General features: G+C 65.5%; 13 protein-coding genes. 11 read left to right on the top strand and 2 right to left on the bottom strand.

The annotated features are described in order from the left end of the window. Window positions 1-104: 104 nt before the first annotated feature. Window positions 105-2402 carry a S9 family peptidase gene (locus AC1MLZ_RS00500; RefSeq protein ID WP_480959951.1) on the bottom strand — a complete coding sequence of 766 codons (2298 nt, stop codon included), beginning with the start codon at window positions 2400-2402 and terminating at the stop codon, window positions 105-107. A gap of 249 nt (window positions 2403-2651) precedes the next feature. On the opposite strand from AC1MLZ_RS00500, the gene AC1MLZ_RS00495 reads away from it, so the two are divergent. The 11 genes from AC1MLZ_RS00495 to AC1MLZ_RS00445 all read left to right on the top strand — a co-directional run bounded on the left by AC1MLZ_RS00495 (window position 2652) and on the right by AC1MLZ_RS00445 (window position 14497). After that, window positions 2652-3320: a DUF6975 family protein gene (locus AC1MLZ_RS00495; protein WP_480959950.1), complete on the top strand. Its 669-nt coding sequence runs from the start codon at window positions 2652-2654 to the stop codon at window positions 3318-3320. 67 nt (window positions 3321-3387) lie between these two features. Next, window positions 3388-4242 (top strand): AAA family ATPase, encoded by an 855-nt coding sequence (locus tag AC1MLZ_RS00490; RefSeq protein WP_060525606.1) that lies wholly within the window; start codon window positions 3388-3390, stop codon window positions 4240-4242. A 100-nt stretch (window positions 4243-4342) separates the two neighbouring features. Beyond that, entirely contained in the window at window positions 4343-4909 is a 567-nt protein-coding gene (locus tag AC1MLZ_RS00485; RefSeq protein ID WP_480959949.1) for a CHAP domain-containing protein, read from the top strand. A 106-nt stretch (window positions 4910-5015) separates the two neighbouring features. Further along, complete coding sequence (locus AC1MLZ_RS00480; RefSeq protein ID WP_480959948.1) at window positions 5016-6923, top strand: CocE/NonD family hydrolase; 1908 nt, start codon at window positions 5016-5018, stop codon at window positions 6921-6923. Between the two features lie 146 nt (window positions 6924-7069). Further along, entirely contained in the window at window positions 7070-8248 is a 1179-nt protein-coding gene (locus AC1MLZ_RS00475) for a vWA domain-containing protein (protein ID WP_480959947.1), read from the top strand. Between the two features lie 88 nt (window positions 8249-8336). Further along, on the top strand, window positions 8337-8663 hold the full coding sequence (locus AC1MLZ_RS00470; RefSeq protein WP_480959946.1) for a hypothetical protein: 327 nt from the start codon (window positions 8337-8339) through the stop codon (window positions 8661-8663). Window positions 8664-8958: 295 nt separating this feature from the next. Then, window positions 8959-9642, top strand: coding sequence for an NAD(P)H-dependent oxidoreductase (locus AC1MLZ_RS00465; RefSeq protein WP_480959945.1), 684 nt, complete (start codon window positions 8959-8961; stop codon window positions 9640-9642). 26 nt (window positions 9643-9668) lie between these two features. After that, window positions 9669-10700 (top strand): alcohol dehydrogenase AdhP, encoded by a 1032-nt coding sequence (adhP, locus tag AC1MLZ_RS00460; RefSeq protein ID WP_480959944.1) that lies wholly within the window; start codon window positions 9669-9671, stop codon window positions 10698-10700. A gap of 2 nt (window positions 10701-10702) precedes the next feature. Next, entirely contained in the window at window positions 10703-13087 is a 2385-nt protein-coding gene (locus AC1MLZ_RS00455; RefSeq protein WP_480959943.1) for a phosphoketolase family protein, read from the top strand. After that, complete coding sequence (locus AC1MLZ_RS00450) at window positions 13075-14112, top strand: acetate/propionate family kinase (RefSeq protein ID WP_480959942.1); 1038 nt, start codon at window positions 13075-13077, stop codon at window positions 14110-14112. The genes AC1MLZ_RS00455 and AC1MLZ_RS00450 overlap by 13 nt, the downstream gene beginning before the upstream one ends. Before the next feature lie 112 nt (window positions 14113-14224). Continuing rightward, window positions 14225-14497 carry a hypothetical protein gene (locus tag AC1MLZ_RS00445; RefSeq protein WP_480959941.1) on the top strand — a complete coding sequence of 91 codons (273 nt, stop codon included), beginning with the start codon at window positions 14225-14227 and terminating at the stop codon, window positions 14495-14497. A 224-nt stretch (window positions 14498-14721) separates the two neighbouring features. Here the strand turns inward: AC1MLZ_RS00445 and AC1MLZ_RS00440 are convergent, their stop codons facing one another. Continuing rightward, a complete protein-coding gene (locus AC1MLZ_RS00440) occupies window positions 14722-16857 on the bottom strand; it encodes a ComEC/Rec2 family competence protein (RefSeq protein ID WP_480961423.1) in 2136 nt (711 codons plus the stop codon). Window positions 16858-16873 lie beyond the last annotated feature (16 nt).

The raw sequence follows: 16873 nt of genomic DNA, 5'->3' as shown, positions 1-16873 counted from the left end.
GTCTGCTCGCCCGAGGGCGGTTACTCTACAAATACTGTACCCCAGTTCGCGAGCACGTCGCGAGACGGTCGGATACCGACCGTCTCGACGAACCGCACCGGCGCTTACTTAACCGGGACGGCAGCCGCCTCGGGCACCGGCTTGTCCTTTACCGTCCGGTCGAGGAAGTTCAGGATCGTCCCCCAGACATGCTCGCTGATCCCCGGCCCCGACACACGGTGCGTGTAGCCGGGGTAGAACATCATCTCGAACGGCGTCGCGGTCGCCTGCATCCGCGCGGCCACCTTGGTCGAATTGTCGAGGAACACGTTGTCGTCCGCCATTCCGTGGATCAGCAGCAACGGATCGACGATCTTGTTCGCCTCCTCGACCGCCGCGGACGTGGAGTAGCTCGCCGGGTCCTTCGCCGGATCGCCGAGATAGCGCTCGGTATAATGCGTGTCGTACAACTGCCAGTCGGTGACCGGCGCGCCCGAGACAGCCGCCGCATACACGCCCGGCGTTTTCTCCAGCATCTTCAACGACATATAGCCGCCGTAAGACCAGCCGTAGGTCGCGATCTTGCTCGGCTCGACGAACGGCAGCGACTTCAGGTAATTCGCACCCGACAGTTGGTCCTCGACCTCGACCGTCCCCATCGCATGATAGATCTGGTCCTCGAACGCCTTGCCGCGGTTATACGAGCCGCGGTTGTCGATCTTGAAGTAGATCCAGCCGCGATCGACGAGATACTGCGGCAGCGCCCCCTGCCAGCCGCGCGTGACCTGCTGACCGGTGCCGGGGCCGCCGTAATGTTCGAAGAAGACCGGGTATTTCCTGCCGGGCTCCAGCGGCGGCGTGATCATCTCGTAATGGAGCGTCATGCCGTTCTTGGCCTTCAGCGTGCCGAACTTGGTCTCCTGGTGGCTGGCCAGATACGGGTAGTATGGGTGACCCTCGACCACCGCATTCTCGTTGATCCACGAGATCCGCTTGCCGGTCGCGTCCGCCAGATACACCTGCGTCGGCTGCTTGGGGTTCGAGCGCGAAATGATGAAACGGCTCGCGGCCGCATCCATCGTCGCGCTGTTCCACCAACCCGCTTCGGTCAGCTTGGTGATGACGTTCGGCTTGGCGACATCGACCGAATAGAGCTGCTGTTCGAGGACGTCGTCCTTGTTGCCCAGGAAGAACAGGCGCTCCTTCGCCTCATCCACCCCGACCAGATCGGTGACGACCCAGTCGCCCTTGGTAAGCTGCGTCCACTTGCCCGATGCGAACCGGTAGAGCTGGCCGTACCCGCTCCGCTCCGACCGCCAGATCAGGCTCCCGTCCTTGAGGACATGATACGCGTCGGACAGGTTCAGCCAGCTCTTCACGCCCGACTTCTCGGTGAACAGGATCGTCGACTTGCCCGTCGCCGGATCGACGCGGAGCATCTCCAGCAGCTTCTGGTCGCGGCTCTGGCGCTGGACCAGCAGCATGCGGCCATCCGGCGTCCAGTCTACGCGTGCGAGATAGATGTCGGGGTTGGTGCCTAGATCGACCTTCACTTGACCCGAACCATCGGGCTTCATGACATACAGGTCGACCAGCACGTTGGGCGTGCCGGCGGCCGGATAGCGCTGTTCGTAGACCTTGGTCCCGGTCGCGCCGATCGACGCGCGCGTCGCGGTATGGACCGGCGCCTCGTCGAACCGCTCGACCGCGACATACTGCTCGTCGGGCGACCACCAATAGCCGGTGCGGCGGTCCATTTCCTCCTGCGCGACGAACTCCGCCTCGCCGAAATGCACCGTGCCGCCGCCGCCGGTCGTGACGGCGCGCGCATCGCCACCGGCGAGCGGCTGGACGAACACGTTCTGGTCGCGGACGAACGAGACGAAGCTGCCTTTGGGGCTGACCACCGGGTTCAGCTCGCCGCCCGGCGTGTTGGTCAGCCGCTTCACCTTGCCGTCGAGCCCGGCGACATACAGGTCGCCGTCGAGGGGCACGAGGATCGACTTGCCATCGGGGGCCCAGTCATAGGCGACGATACCCTTGGAGCCGCCGATCCGCGCCCGCTCGCGCTGCATCTTCTCGGCCTCGGTCAGTTCGGCGCCGCTGCCGACGGTCTTCGAATCGACCAGCATTCGCGCTTGGCCCGTCGCGGTATCGACCGCCCACAGATCGAAGCGCTCCTTCTCGTCGGCACGGTTGCGGAGCGACGTCAGCAGCGTCCCGTCGGGCGAGAGGCGCACCGCGCGCGGCTGTTGCCCCGACAGGTCCGGGTTGCCGAACACGCGCGCCATCGTCAGGTCGCCGGGCTTGGCGGCCTCGACCGGCTTGACGGGCTCCGGAGCCGCCGCCGGCGCTACCTGATCAGCGGCCATCGCGGCGGTTCCGACCGAAGCAAGTGCAAGCCCGAGCAACCATGTGCGCATCCTGTAGTCTCCGTGGGATCATGCCGCCTAGCCGTAGTGGCGACGCGGCGCGTTATCGCGGTGCCACACGGCTGCGTAAAGTCCGCATTGTGAGGTGAGCGCTCCGGGGGCAACGGGAGGCGCGATCACACCTTACTGCATCCTGCGATACCTGGTGTCACGTTCACCGTGTCTTTACGCGCTTCGTATAAGGATAACGCAGACAAGGGAGCGCGGTTGAGGTTTGCGGCGCTGCATTACGTCCGGGATATGATGATTTCCAACGCGGTAACACAGGTCGAGCCGTCAAGCGCATGGGACGCGCTCGTCCGCCTGGGCGTGGCCGACGGCAGCGCAGCGCACCCGCACATGCATCGCCTGATCGGTGCCGGCCCGGCGCAGCGCAACCTCTCCGACGCGATCCACGCGGTATGCGCCATCCACTGCCATCATCCCGGCATGGTCGCCGACGTTCTCGGCCAAGCCGTCCAACCCGAAGCGACCGACTGGCTGACTGCTGTGGCGGCCGGGTTTGCCGACGAACGTGCGTATCTCGCCCAACTGACCGCCGCGGTCGGGCCGCTGCCTTCGACTCCAGGCCAGGCGGAGAGCGAGTCCGCGCTGGTCGGCGAACGCCATGCCCTCGAGATGCTCGCCCGCTCGGAGCGCACGGGATGCGCGACCGGCGCGGTCGCCGCCCTGATCTACGACTGGGCCGCCGTCCGGCGTGTCCTTGACGCTGCCGCAGACCGGTTCGGTGTCGCGGCGCCTCCCCCGACCTTTCCACCCGCGTTGGAAACGGCCGCCGCGATTACCAGCCTTGGCGCGTTGCCCGGTCGAGAACGCGCGATCCTGTTCGGTGCGCAACAACTCTTCGCGCAGCACCGGGGCCTCTGGTCGCTGCTCGAAGCCCGCGCGAGTGCCCGCGGCGACCTGTAACCCGCTTGCGTCGACCGCCTGACACCCTCTATCCATACCCGGTATTCAGAACCGGACGGGACATCGCATGAAGCGCTTCGAGGGCACCCAGAGCTACGTCGCAACCGACGACCTGAAGGTCGCGGTCAATGCTGCCGTCACGCTGCGACGCCCGCTGCTGATCAAGGGCGAACCCGGCACCGGCAAGACCGTCCTCGCCTATGAGATCGCCAAAGCGCTCGGCGCACCGCTGATCGAATGGAACATCAAGTCGACCACCAAGGCGCAGCAGGGCCTGTACGAGTATGACGCGGTCGCCCGCCTGCGCGACGGGCAGCTCGGCGACGCGCGTGTCCACGACATCGGCAACTATATCCGCAAGGGAAAATTGTGGGAGGCGTTCACGCAACCTGCCCCGCCGGTCCTGCTGATCGACGAGATCGACAAGGCCGATATCGAGTTTCCGAACGACCTGCTGCAGGAACTCGATCGGATGGAATTCCACGTCTACGAAACCAAGGAGACCGTCCGCGCGGTCGAGCGTCCGATCGTCATCATCACCAGCAACAACGAGAAGGAACTGCCCGATGCATTCCTCCGCCGCTGTTTCTTTCACTACATCAAGTTTCCCGATCGCCAGACGATGCAGGCGATCGTCGATGTCCACTTCCCCGGCATTCAGAAGATCCTCGTCAGCAAGGCGATGGACCTGTTCTACGACGTCCGCGACGTACCGGGCCTCAAGAAGAAGCCCTCGACCAGCGAACTGCTCGACTGGCTGAAGCTGCTCCTCCACGAGGACATGCCGCTGGACATCCTCCAGAACCGAGACCCGACCAAGGCGATCCCGCCGCTGCATGGCGCGCTGCTGAAGAACGAGCAGGACGTCATGCTGTTCGAACGTCTCGCCTTCATGGCGAAACGGCAGAAAAATCAGGGCTAGACGCAAACCACGCGCTCATCTGCCCGAAAAACGGGCCGAACGAGCGCGTTAACCATAGGTGGGAACTGACCGGTCATCATCGACTTCGTATCCGGGAAGCATGAAGCGAATCCCCCGAACGCTCCTCTGCCTTGCCCTTGCCGCCACGACGGCTGCCAGCGCCAACGCCAGTTCGCTGCTCGATTATGTCGGACAGTGCGTCCCCTTTGCCCGTGCCGCATCGGGTATCCAGATCTACGGCAACGCCTGGACCTGGTGGGAGCAGGCGGACGGCAAATACGAACGCACGCACAAGCCCAAGGAAGGCGCGGTGATCGTGTTCGAGAAGACCAAGCGCCTGCCGATGGGCCATGTCGCGGTGGTCAGCCGGGTGGTCGAGAAGCGCGTCGTGATGCTTACGCATGCCAACTGGTCGCGCCAGAACGGCGAACGCGGGCATGCCGAGCAGGACGTTACGCTGTTCGACGTCTCGCGCAACAACGACTGGAGCGACGTGAAGGTCTGGTACAAGGACGTTGATGGCCTCGGCGGCGGGATCTACCCGGTCTACGGCTTTATCTACGGCAAGGCGCATGCCGCCACCGAACTCACCAGCCGCAACCCCGACTACGTCGGCGCGCTGATCGACGCGTACGTGCCGGTCAGCGGCGAACCGATCGCCCGGTAATTCGTCATCCTGACGAAAGTCAGGATGACGACAGGACGTCGGGGAGGGATTGCCGCCACCCTCGAAACCGTGCCACCACCGTACCTCAAAGACGGTGAGGATAACGATGCGGTTCAAGGCTCTTACGACGGTCACGCTGGCCTTGCTCGCGACCACCGCCCCCGCGATCGTCGGTGCGCAGAAGGAAAAGTCCCCGCCCCCCGGCGGCGACATCCCCGCCAAGTTCGTCCCTGCCAATGCGAGCTTCGACTTCGACCGCCGCGAGGTCGACATCCCGATGCGCGACGGCGTCACGCTCCACGCGGTCATCGTCCAGCGCAAGGGCCTGACCGATGCTCCGATCCTGCTCCAGCGCACGCCGTACAACGCCGAGAGCGCCGCCAGCCGATTCTCAAGCCCCAGCGGCGCGATGAACCTGCGCGCGTCCGACGCGATGTTCTTCGACGCAGGCTATATCCGCGTGTTCGAGGACGTCCGCGGCAAGAACGGCTCGAATGGCGCCTATATCAACGAGCGCCCGCTGATCGGCCCGCTCAACACAACCAAGGTCGATCACTCCACCGACGCCTACGACACGATCGACTGGCTCGTGAAGAACCTGAAAAACAGCAACGGTCGCGTCGGCATCATCGGCGGCAGTTACGACGGCATGATGGCGGCGATGGCGCTGGTGAACCCACACCCCGCGCTGAAAGCCGCGGTGCCGATGAACCCGGTCATCAACACCTGGAAGGGCGACGACGACTTCCACGGCGGCGCCTTCCGCCAGATCGGCTATGATTATTACTACAGCCAGGACGCGGCGAAGGGCGAAGCCGGCGACCTCTGGCGCGACGCGTACGACGATTATGACACGTTCCTCCGCGCGGGGTCCGCCAGCGCGTTCGTGAAAAGCCGCGGGCTGGAACAACTCCCGTTCGTTCGCCGCCTTCACGATCACCCGGCGTACGATGCGTTCTGGCAAGGGCAGGCTTTGGAGACGATCCTGCCGAAGCAACCGCAGACGGTGCAGACGCTCTGGGTCGCCAGCCAATGGGACCAGGAGGACATCTACGGCGCAATCGCGGCCTATGAGGCGGTGTCGAAGGTCGATCCGAATCACGTCAACCACCTCGCTATAGGCCCTTGGGCGCATGGCGGCGCGAACGGCGACGGCTCGACGCTCGGCGCGATCCGCTTCGACTCCGACACCGCGCTCTGGTTCAGAAAGAACGTCCTGCTTCCGTTCCTCAACGGCGCGCTGAAGACCAGCGCGACACCGCCTGCGCTTGCCCCCGTCACCGCCTTCCAGACCGGCACCAACCAGTGGCAGACGCTGGCCGGCTGGCCGAACTCGACCGCCACGCAGAAACTCTACTTCCAGCCAGCGAGCGTCCTCGCCCCGACCGCCCCCGTCGGCGAAGGCCACGACGACTATATCTCCGACCCCACCAAGCCGATCCCCTACCGCCTCCGCCCGATCCGCCCGACCTACGCGACCGGCTCCACCTGGCGGCAATGGCTCGTCGACGACCAGCGCCCCTTCTCCGACCGCACCGACGTCCTGACCTACCAAACGCCCCCACTGACGAGCGCGGTGGCGATCGCCGGTGCCCCCGTCGCCGACCTGATCGCCAGCACCACCGGCACCGACGGCGATTTCGTAGTGAAGCTGATTGATGTCTACCCAGCCGAATATTCCGACAAGCCCGAGATGGGCGGCTACCAACTCGCCGTCTCGATGGACATCCTGCGCGGTCGCTACCGCGATGGCTTCGACAAGCCGACGCCGATCGTTGCCGGCCAGCCGACGCACTTCCGCATCGTCCTGCCCAACGCCAGCCACGTCTTCCTCCCCGGCCACCGCATCATGGTCCAGGTCCAGTCGAGCTGGTTCCCACTCTACGACCGCAACCCGCAGACCTACGTCCCCAACATCTTCGACGCGAAACCCGCCGACTACCGCAAGGCCACGATCAGCGTCTTCCACTCGGCCGCGCAGGCGAGTGCGATCGAACTGCCGATTGCGCGGTGAGACTTTGACGCAACCATCCGCCACCAACCCTCCGTCACCCCGGACTTGTTCCGGGGTCCACCGTGCCGCAAACTCACGACTATCGAGCGCGCGGAACCGTGGATGCCGGAACAAGCCCGGCATGACGAAGGCCTTGGAGTGACACCATGTTCCTGAACTTCCTCGACGAACTCCGCAGCGCCGGCATCCCGGCAAGCCTCAAGGAGCACCTCATCCTGCTCGAAGCGCTCGACGCCGAGGTGATCGAGCGGACCCCGGAGGATTTCTACTACCTCTCCCGCGCGGTGTACGTGAAGGACGAGGGCCTACTCGACAAGTTCGACCAGGTCTTCGCCAAGGTCTTCCGCGGCCTCGCCACCAGCTACGGAACACCCGCCGGCGAAGTCCCCGAGGACTGGCTGAAAGCGGTCGCCGAGAAATTCCTGACCCCCGAGGAGATGGCGGCGATCAAATCGCTCGGCTCGTGGGACGAGATCATGGAGACGCTCAAGAAACGCCTCGAGGAGCAGAAGGAACGCCATCAGGGCGGCAAGAAATGGGTCGGCACCGGCGGCACGTCGCCCTTTGGCAACGGCGGCTACAACCCCGAAGGCGTCCGCATCGGCGGCGAGAGCACGCACAAGCGCGCGCTGAAAGTCTGGGACCAGCGCGAGTTCCGCAACCTCGACAACACCAAGGAACTCGGCACCCGCAACATCAAGGTGGCGCTGCGCCGCCTCCGCCGCTTCGCCCGCGACGGCGCCGCCGACGAACTCGACATCGACGGAACGATCGCCGGCACCGCGCGGCAAGGCTATCTCGACATCGTCATGCGCGCCGAGCGCCGCAATGCGGTCAAGCTGCTCCTGTTCCTCGACGTCGGCGGCTCGATGGATCCGTTCGTGAAGCTCTGCGAGGAGCTGTTCTCGGCCGCGACCACCGAGTTCAAGAACCTCGAATTCTTCTACTTCCACAATTGCCCGTACGAGGGCGTCTGGAAGGACAATACGCGCCGCTTTGCCGAGCGCACGCCGATGTGGGATCTGCTCCACAAATACGGCCACGACTACAAGCTGATCTTCGTCGGCGACGCGTCGATGAGCCCGTACGAGATCACGCATCCCGGCGGCTCGGTCGAGCATTTCAACGAAGAGCCGGGCGCGGTGTGGATGCAGCGGCTAACCAACACCTATCCGGCGGCGGCGTGGCTGAACCCGGTACCGGAAGCGCAATGGGGCTATTCGCAGTCGGTGCGGATCATCCGCGAGCTGATGACCGACCGGATGTACCCACTGAGTCTCGCAGGCCTGGACGATGCGATGCGCGAATTGACGCGCAAACGGTGACTTTGGCGCGGTAAGCGGGTGACCGTAACGGAACCGTCACGGAGGCGATCGGTTTATCGGGCATCATCCCCTACCGAAGGAACGCCCGATGTCGTCGATCCCCAACTCAGCCATGCCGCACGCCAAGGTCCATCACGACGACGACCACAAGCCTAAGCCCGAGACCAAGAAGACGTCGGCAGCGACCGACTGGGTCGAGGACGCGACCGATGCGGCGAAGGCCGGCTTGGCAACGGCGACCGACGCGGTGAAGTCGCACCCGAAGACGGCGATTGCGGTTGGCGCGACGGTGATCGCAGGGATCGCAGCGGCGATTGCGGCGCCGGCGTTGCGCGCGAAGGACGCGGCCGAGAAGAAGTCCCCCTCACAGAAGCCCGAGCCGAAGAAGCCGGCAAAGGCGAAGAAGGCGAATTAACTTTTGCACCCTGCCCCAATATAGTCCTCTAAACCCCTGCCTCGTTCGGCACTCGCAGTCCTGCGGACGCGGGTGCCCGGGCGAGGCAAGGCTCCTAACGACTTGATAGTCGCTGTTTCCACAGCGCAGCGCTGCAGTAATTATAAAGCGCGCGTCCGACGTCCGTGGGTCGAAACCTGCGTAGTTTCCGAGGGTCACCCCGCAGCCTGCCGACAGCTAAATGCTTTGACGTAATCTCTCGTGCCGCAGTGATGCGGTCCGGCGGGGATCGTGACAGCTTGGCGGGGACGGTACGATGGTGGTTGGCGAGCGAGTTTCAACGGCGGGCCGCCACGCGGTGATCCTGTGCCACCCCGATCCGTCGAGCTTCAACCATGCGATCGCGGCCGCCTATTGCGACGCGGTCCGGGCCGCAGGCCAGGACGTCGTGCTGCGCGATTTATATGCTGTCGGGTTCGATCCCTTGTTGAAGGCCGCCGAACGGCCTACCAATATCGCCGCGGTATATGGGGCCGACGTGCTCGCCGAGGTCGATGCGATTGCGGGCTGCGATGTGTTCGTGCTCATCTACCCGATCTGGTTCGGCACGCCGCCGGCAATGCTGAAGGGCTATGTCGAGCGCGTATTCGGTGCCGGCGTACAGCCGGAGGCACTGCAAGGCCGCGCGCGGACCGATCTGCTTGGAGGCAAACGCCTGCTCAGCTTCTCGACCTCGGCGGCGAGCAAGATCTGGCTGGACGAACAGGGGCAAGGGCAAGGGCTGAACAGCGTCTTCGACCAGTATATCGTCCACGCGTTCGGGATGCGATCGCAGGAGCATCGACGGTTCGCGCATATCACGCAGGATCTCCGCCAGCAGTTCGCCGCCCAGTATCTTCGTGACGTCGCCGTCCAGGCGCAGCGGACCTGCGCGCAGATCGCGTACGGGGACGAGGCGCTGCTGGCCGATCCTTCGCTCGTAAGCCGAATGGCGCACTGACACCTTCGCATCTTCAAGGAAATTCCATGACCCGTATGATGCAAGCCGCCGTCGTCGAGGCGTTCGGCAAGCCCCTGACCCTGCGCGAATGGCCGGTGCCGGTCGCCGGCCCGGGACAGATCGTCGTCAAGACCGAGGCGTGCGGGGTGTGCCACACCGATCTGCATGCCGCGAATGGCGACTGGCCGGTCAAGCCGACGCCGCCCTTCATTCCGGGGCATGAGGGGATCGGTATCGTCGTCGAGGTTGGCGCCGGGGTGACGATCGTCAAGCTCGGCGACCGCGTCGGCGTACCTTGGCTGTATTCGGCGTGCGGGCACTGTGAATACTGTCTCTCCGCATGGGAAACCGTGTGCGCCGAGGCTGAGTTCGGTGGCTACACGCGCAACGGCGGGTTCGCGGAGTATATCCTCGCCGACCCGAACTACGTGGCGCATATTCCCGCTGGGCTGTCCGCGGTCGAGGCTGCACCAATCATCTGCGCGGGGGTCACGACGTACAAGGGCATCAAGGAAACCGCAGCGCGGCCGGGCGAGTGGATCGCGATTTCGGGCGTCGGCGGTCTGGGCCATCTGGCGGTGCAGTACGCCAAGGCGATGGGGTTGCGCGTTGCAGCCGTCGACGTCGACGACGGCAAGCTGGCACATGCTCAGGCGCTGGGCGCGGAACTGTTGATCGACGCACGAAAGCCCGATGCGATCGCGGCGCTGAAGGACGGGACGGGTGGCGGCGCCCACGGCGTCCTGATCACCGCGCCGTCGCTGACCGCGTTCAACCAGGGCGTGGCGATGACGCGGCGAAAGGGGACGTGCGTCCTCGTCGGCCTGCCGCCGGGTGACTTTCCGATACCGCTGTTCGACGTGGTGGCGCAGTGCATCACGGTGCGCGGATCGTTCGTCGGGACGCGCAAGGACATGGCCGAGGCGCTCGCGTTCGCCGCCGATGGCAAGGTGAAGGCTGACATCGAAGTGCAACCTCTGTCTGCGATCAACGATATCTTCGACCGGCTCGAACACGGGCAGGTCGCGTCGCGCGTAGTCCTCGATTTCGGGAACTGAAAATGGCCAATTCCGCAACGCCGGCACCGGCCAAGACGCACCCGCTGTCCCACGACATGCTGCACCGGATGGACGCCTATTGGCGCGCCGCGAACTATCTGTCGGTCGGGCAGATCTACCTGCGCGACAATGCGTTGCTCGATCGACCGCTGACGATCGCCGACGTCAAGCCGCGGCTGCTCGGGCATTGGGGGACGACGCCGGGGTTGAACTTCCTCTACGTCCATCTCAACCGGCTGATCGTCGAGCATGACCTCGACATGATCAACATCATCGGGCCGGGGCATGGCGGGCCTGGGCTGGTGGCGAACACGTATCTCGAGGGCTCGTACACCGAACGCTATCCGGCGATCGAGCGGAGCAGCAGCGGCATGCACCGGCTGTTCCGGCAATTCTCGTGGCCGGGCGGCATCCCGAGCCATGTCGCACCCGAGACACCGGGGTCGATCCACGAAGGCGGCGAGCTCGGCTATTCACTGGCGCATGCGTATGGCGCGGCGTTCGACAATCCCGATCTGATCGTCGCGTGCGTGGTCGGCGACGGCGAGGCGGAGACGGGTGCGCTGGCGGCGAGCTGGCATTCGAACAAGTTCCTCAATCCTGCGCGCGACGGCGCGGTGCTGCCGATCCTGCATCTCAACGGCTTCAAGATCGCCAACCCGACGATCCTCGCGCGGATCGATGGACATGAGCTCGACGCATTGCTGCGCGGCTATGGGTACGAGCCCTATTATGTCGGGGGCAGCGACCCGGCGATCGTCCACCAGCACCTCGCCGCTGCCCTCGATCGTGCACTGGCGAAAATCCAGGCGATCCAGGCGGCGGCGCGGGTACCGGGCGTGACGCCCGAGCGTCCGCGCTGGCCGATGATCGTGTTCCGTACGCCGAAGGGATGGACCGGGCCGAAGTTCGTCGACGGCAAGCCGGTCGAGGGTACGTGGCGAGCCCACCAGGTGCCGATCGCGGACTTCAAGGATCCCGAACATCTGCGTCAGCTCGAAGACTGGATGCGGAGTTACCGGCCGGAAGAGCTGTTCGACGAGACGGGCAAGTTCCGGGAGGAATACGCCTCGCTAGCCCCGACCGGGCATCGGCGGATGGGATCGAACCCGCATGCCAATGGCGGCGAGCTGATGGTGCCGTTGTCGCTGCCCGATTTCCGAAGTTTTGCAGTGGCGGTGGACGCGCCGGGCAAGGTGAAGGCGGAGGCGACGCGGGTGCTCGGGCAGTATCTGCGCGACGTGATGAAGCTCAACCTGGCGAGCGTGAACTTCCGGCTGTTCGGGCCCGACGAGACCGCGTCGAACCGGCTGGCCGACGTGTACGACGTGTCCGGGAAAGTCTGGATGGCGGAGGTCGAGGCGGTCGACGAGCATCTCGGCCCCGACGGGCGCGTGATGGAGGTGCTGAGCGAGCATCTCTGCCAGGGCTGGCTGGAGGGGTATCTGCTCACCGGGCGGCACGGGCTGTTCTCGTGCTACGAGGCGTTCGTCCACATCGTCGATTCGATGGTCAACCAGCACGCCAAGTGGCTGAAGGTGACCAAGGCGATCCCGTGGCGACGGCCGATCGCGTCGCTCAATTACCTGCTGACCTCGCATGTGTGGCGGCAGGATCACAACGGGCTGTCGCACCAGGATCCGGGGTTCATCGATCACGTCGCGAACAAGACCGCGGACGTCGCGCGGATCTACCTGCCGCCCGATGCGAACTGCTTGCTGTCGGTCGGCGATCACTGCCTGCGCAGTCGGGGCTATGTGAACGTGATCGTCGCGGGGAAGCAGCCCGAATGGCAATGGCTCGGGATCGACGCGGCTGTGCGCCATTGTACGGCGGGTGCCGGGATCTGGGAGTGGGCGGGCAACGATGCCGACCCCGACGTGGTTATGGCCTGCGCGGGCGACGTGCCGACGCTGGAGACGCTGGCGGCGGTGACGATGTTGCGCGCCTACGTTCCGGACATTCGCATCCGGGTGGTCAACGTCGTCGACCTGATGGTGCTGCAACCACGCTCGGAGCACACGCACGGGTTGGACGAGCGCGAGTTCGATGCGATGTTCACCGCGGACAAGCCGGTGATCTTCGCATTCCACGGCTATCCGGCGATGATCCACAAGCTGACCTACCGGCGCGTGAACCATGCGAACATCCACGTCCGGGGGTACAAGGAAATGGGGACGACCACGACGCCGTTCGACATGGTCGTGCTGAACGATCTCGACCGCTACCGTCTGGCGCTCGACGCGATCGAGCGGATACCGCGGTTGCGGGACCGGGTGCCGCGCGAGACGGCGCGCTATTGGACGACGATGGAGCGGCACAAGCTCTACATCGCCGAGCAGGGCGACGATCTGCCGGAGGTGCGTGACTGGCAATGGACTCGGTAGTTCTCGCGCTGAACAGCGGCTCGTCGTCGCTCAAATACGGTCTGTACGCGGTGGACGCCGATCCGGTCCTGCTGGTCGGCGGCACGATCGAGACGGCTCGCGATGATGGCGACGATCACGGGCGGTTTTTCGATGCGATCGAGGCGGCGTTAATGGCGTGGCCGGCACCGACGGTGATCGGTCACCGGATCGTCCACGGCGGCCCGCACCGCGACGCACATTGCCGGATCGACGACGCGGTGATGGCGGATCTGGAGGCGGCGTGTGCGTACGCGCCGCTGCACGGCCCTGCGTCGCTGGCGCTAATTCGGGCCGCAGACGCACGCTATCCGGGCGTGCCACAGGTCGCGTGTTTCGACACGGCGTTCCATGCGGGGATGCCGGACATCGCCAAGACGTTGCCGATCCCGCGCGCGTACCGAACGGGCGGCGTGCGGCGCTACGGCTTCCACGGCCTGTCCTGCGAGTCGATCGTCCGTCAGCTCGGCGAGGACATGCCGCCGCGTCTGGTGATCGCACATCTCGGCAACGGCGCGAGCGTTACGGCAGTGCTGGACGGCCGTTCGATCGACACCAGCATGGGGCTGACCCCGTCGGGCGGCGTGATGATGGCGACGCGGACGGGGGATATCGATCCGGGCGCGTTGCTGTACCTTTTGCGTGAAACGGGGCTGGACGCGGAAGCGCTGGCGACGATGGTCGATCATGCTTCGGGGATGACGGGTATCTCGGGGCTGTCCGGCGACATGCGCGTCCTGCGCGCCGCCGGGACCGCTGACGCCGACCTCGCGGTCCGGATGTTCGAGCGATCGGTGTGCAAGCAGGTTGCGGCGATGATCGCCGCGCTCGGGGGCGCCGACATGCTCGTGCTGACCGGCGGGATCGGCGAGAACGATGCGCCGACCGGCCAAGCGATCCGTGCGGGGCTCGCCTGGGTGCCTGCGCTCGACGTTCGGATCCTGCCGTCGCAGGAGGACGCGCAGATCGCGCTTCACGCCGCGGCGCTAGTCCGGCCAAACCACTGAGTACGTGCTTTCCGAGGCCCGACACATGCGTCTGGCTGCGATAACGTCCACTGGTCAGCCATCGATATCCGCAGCGTGCGGCAACGAAGGCAAGCCAACGGGGATTTTGCGTATGAACATCATCTATGCCGAGATGCTGTATTTTCAGCGTCGTCTCGATGCCACGCAAGCGATGGCCGACGCGGCGGCGGGACCCTGCGCACGCAAGGCGCACGAAATGCTCGCACGACTGTATGAAGAGGTACTTGCGACGCTGTCCGTCCAGGCAACCAGCCTTGTCGCGGAGCCCGTACAGACAGTCGCCAAACGCGGCGTTCGCACCGCACCGCGCACGCTCCGGCCAACCCATAACCGCGCGCGCTTGATGCTGAAACTCGCCTCCTAGCGCGGTTGCCACATGGAACGATGCGGTCGCGAAAGTCTCCGCCGCAGCATACCGGTGCGCTTGGCGACTGGGTAAGGTTCGCCGGTCGACACCGCTTCATTCGTGATAATGCGACTTTCGGAAATAGTCCCTGCGTGAGGACGATATCCGCCGAACCGACCGTCTCGGCTGCGACCGCAACGGACGGGTCATCGATGCGGACACGAGGATGGCCGCCTCCGGATTTACCGGTTGCCGTCCCTGCTTCCGAACCTCTGCCCGAGTGTCGGCGGACCCCGCCACGGATGGCGATCGCCGGGGTGCAGGATCGTTACCATCCGTCCCGTACCCAGCGTCAACGCAACCCCACCAGTCGTCTTCAAGACACGCCGATCCAGCTTCAGCCACCGTGGCGTGCAGCGCTTGGGCAACCTGCGTTCGCTGACCACTATATCCGCCGATCGGCACGCCGCGATCAGTTCCGCGATCGGCACCATGTACGCGCTGCGGGTCGCAAGTACGCGCCACGTCCGCCGATCAGCAACGATGTCCGTCATGCAGAGATCACGACTGCACCGCGCATCGGGCTGATCGGCCAGCAACAGAGGTTCGCCGTCGACCCCACCGTTCTCGGCGAGCGTGTCCCGCGTGTAGTCGCCAGCCCTGTCGCGCAACATCGCGAGCCCGGCAGCGGTCCGGACAGCAACGTGGCGGCCGTCGCCCGTCACCAGGATATCAGGCGGCGGTGTCGTCAGCGCCCACACGGCACCGACCGCGAGCGGTATCAGGCCCAACCGCCGCAACCGGGTCCGCCACAAGGCAAGCCAGATCCCACCCAGGACCATGAGCGCGAACGCCGCCGTCGGCATCGCTGGCAGCGAGCGCACCGATCCGGGCGCGCTGGCCACGACGTGCGCGAGCCACAGCAGCGCGTCGAGCGACCGCTGAACGAGCCACCAGACCGGTGCGCCAATCCCGCCAACGTCAAGAAACAGGGCCAGCGCCTCCAGCGGCATGACCACGAATGTCGTCAGCGGGATGGCGATGATGTTGGCAAAGGCGCCGTAAAGCCCCGCCTTGTGGAAATGATAGACCGCGATCGGCATCAGCGCGAACTCGACGAGCAGCCCGGTGAGCAGCAGTGAAGCCAGCCCGCGAGCGAGACGACGCGCTCGTCCCTCCTCGTGGGGCCCGAAGAACGCGCGAACCGAGGGGTGTTCGTGCAGTGCCATGATCGCCGTGATCGCGGCAAACGACAGCTGGAAGCTCGGTCCTGCCGCCGATTCGGGCAAGACCAGCATCACGCACGCCGCGCCTGCCGCGACGAGCCGCAACGTCATCGCCTCGCGCCCCATCGCCAGCGCCGCCAAGACGAGTAACGCAGCGACACAGGACCGGATCGTTGGAACCTGGCTGCCGGTCAGCAACGTATAACCGATTGCCGCCGCGGCCCCCGCAAGCGCTGCGATCAACGGCAGGCGCGCGTGCAGCGCCAGCCAAGGACTGAGCGCCAGCAGACGCAAAACGATGAGCATCGTTGCCGCCACCGCCGCCGTGATATGCAGCCCGCTCACGGACAATAGATGCGCGAGCCCCGCCCGCCGCATCTCCTCCGAATCCTCTTCGCTGATCGCGCCGACGTCGCCGGTCGCTAGTGCCGCTGCGATGCCGCCTGCGCTGCCGTCCAATCGCGATACGATGTGGTGCGAGAGCGCGACGCGGATGCCCGCTCCCGACTCGCTCGGCGTCGTGACGACTACCGGTGCGAAGCCTCGCCCCGTCGCGCCGATCCCACCGAACCACGCGACGCGCGCGAAGTCGTAGGCGCCGGGGACCGCCGGGAGCGGTGGCGGCATCAGCCGTGCCCGCAGGTGGACTATGGCGCCCGTCCCCAGCAGCTTGGGCGCGTCTACTTCGGCCAGATTAACACGCACCCGATACGGCAAGGCGACCGGCTCGCCATCTGTCCCCGCCCCCTCACCGATCGGCAGGACCGTCAGACGCACCAGCTTCCGGGCCACCAAAGGTTCGATTGCCTCCACTTTTGCCGACAAACTCGCGATCGTCGGCCCACCCAGTACCGGTCGCGCGACCCATTCCGATCGCGCCCAGACCAGCCCAAGCCCCAACGCCATCGCCAGCATCCCGATCGCCAGCGCCCGTGCTGCGCGCCCGCCCTGCCCGACCGCCAGACTCGCAAGCCCACTCGCCACCAACGCCAATATCGCAACCGACCACGCCGAAGGATCGGGCAGCACAAACCACAGTGCGATCCCGCCGCCCAGCATCACCGGCAGCCACAACACCAGTTGGTCGCGCTCCGCCTCCAGCCAGCGTTCCACGGCAAGCCCGACGACGCCCCCCCATCGCGGCACGCCCATTTGTCGCCGCCAAGGA

This window comes from Sphingomonas sp. PEI4 (assembly GCF_056679955.1).
Note: the sequence above shows the minus strand (reverse complement) of the source record. Positions and strands in the feature narration are given on the sequence as shown.

Excerpts from the sequence above, each read along its gene's own strand:
- AC1MLZ_RS00500 (WP_480959951.1), bottom strand. The coding sequence starts at position 2,402 with ATGCGCACATGGTTGCTCGGGCTTGCACTTGCTTCGGTCGGAACCGCC.
- AC1MLZ_RS00495 (WP_480959950.1), top strand. The coding sequence starts at position 2,652 with ATGATGATTTCCAACGCGGTAACACAGGTCGAGCCGTCAAGCGCATGG.
- AC1MLZ_RS00490 (WP_060525606.1), top strand. The coding sequence starts at position 3,388 with ATGAAGCGCTTCGAGGGCACCCAGAGCTACGTCGCAACCGACGACCTG.
- AC1MLZ_RS00485 (WP_480959949.1), top strand. The coding sequence starts at position 4,343 with ATGAAGCGAATCCCCCGAACGCTCCTCTGCCTTGCCCTTGCCGCCACG.
- AC1MLZ_RS00480 (WP_480959948.1), top strand. The coding sequence starts at position 5,016 with ATGCGGTTCAAGGCTCTTACGACGGTCACGCTGGCCTTGCTCGCGACC.
- AC1MLZ_RS00475 (WP_480959947.1), top strand. The coding sequence starts at position 7,070 with ATGTTCCTGAACTTCCTCGACGAACTCCGCAGCGCCGGCATCCCGGCA.
- AC1MLZ_RS00470 (WP_480959946.1), top strand. The coding sequence starts at position 8,337 with ATGTCGTCGATCCCCAACTCAGCCATGCCGCACGCCAAGGTCCATCAC.
- AC1MLZ_RS00465 (WP_480959945.1), top strand. The coding sequence starts at position 8,959 with ATGGTGGTTGGCGAGCGAGTTTCAACGGCGGGCCGCCACGCGGTGATC.
- adhP (WP_480959944.1), top strand. The coding sequence starts at position 9,669 with ATGACCCGTATGATGCAAGCCGCCGTCGTCGAGGCGTTCGGCAAGCCC.
- AC1MLZ_RS00455 (WP_480959943.1), top strand. The coding sequence starts at position 10,703 with ATGGCCAATTCCGCAACGCCGGCACCGGCCAAGACGCACCCGCTGTCC.
- AC1MLZ_RS00450 (WP_480959942.1), top strand. The coding sequence starts at position 13,075 with ATGGACTCGGTAGTTCTCGCGCTGAACAGCGGCTCGTCGTCGCTCAAA.
- AC1MLZ_RS00445 (WP_480959941.1), top strand. The coding sequence starts at position 14,225 with ATGAACATCATCTATGCCGAGATGCTGTATTTTCAGCGTCGTCTCGAT.
- AC1MLZ_RS00440 (WP_480961423.1), bottom strand. The coding sequence starts at position 16,857 with ATGGGCGTGCCGCGATGGGGGGGCGTCGTCGGGCTTGCCGTGGAACGC.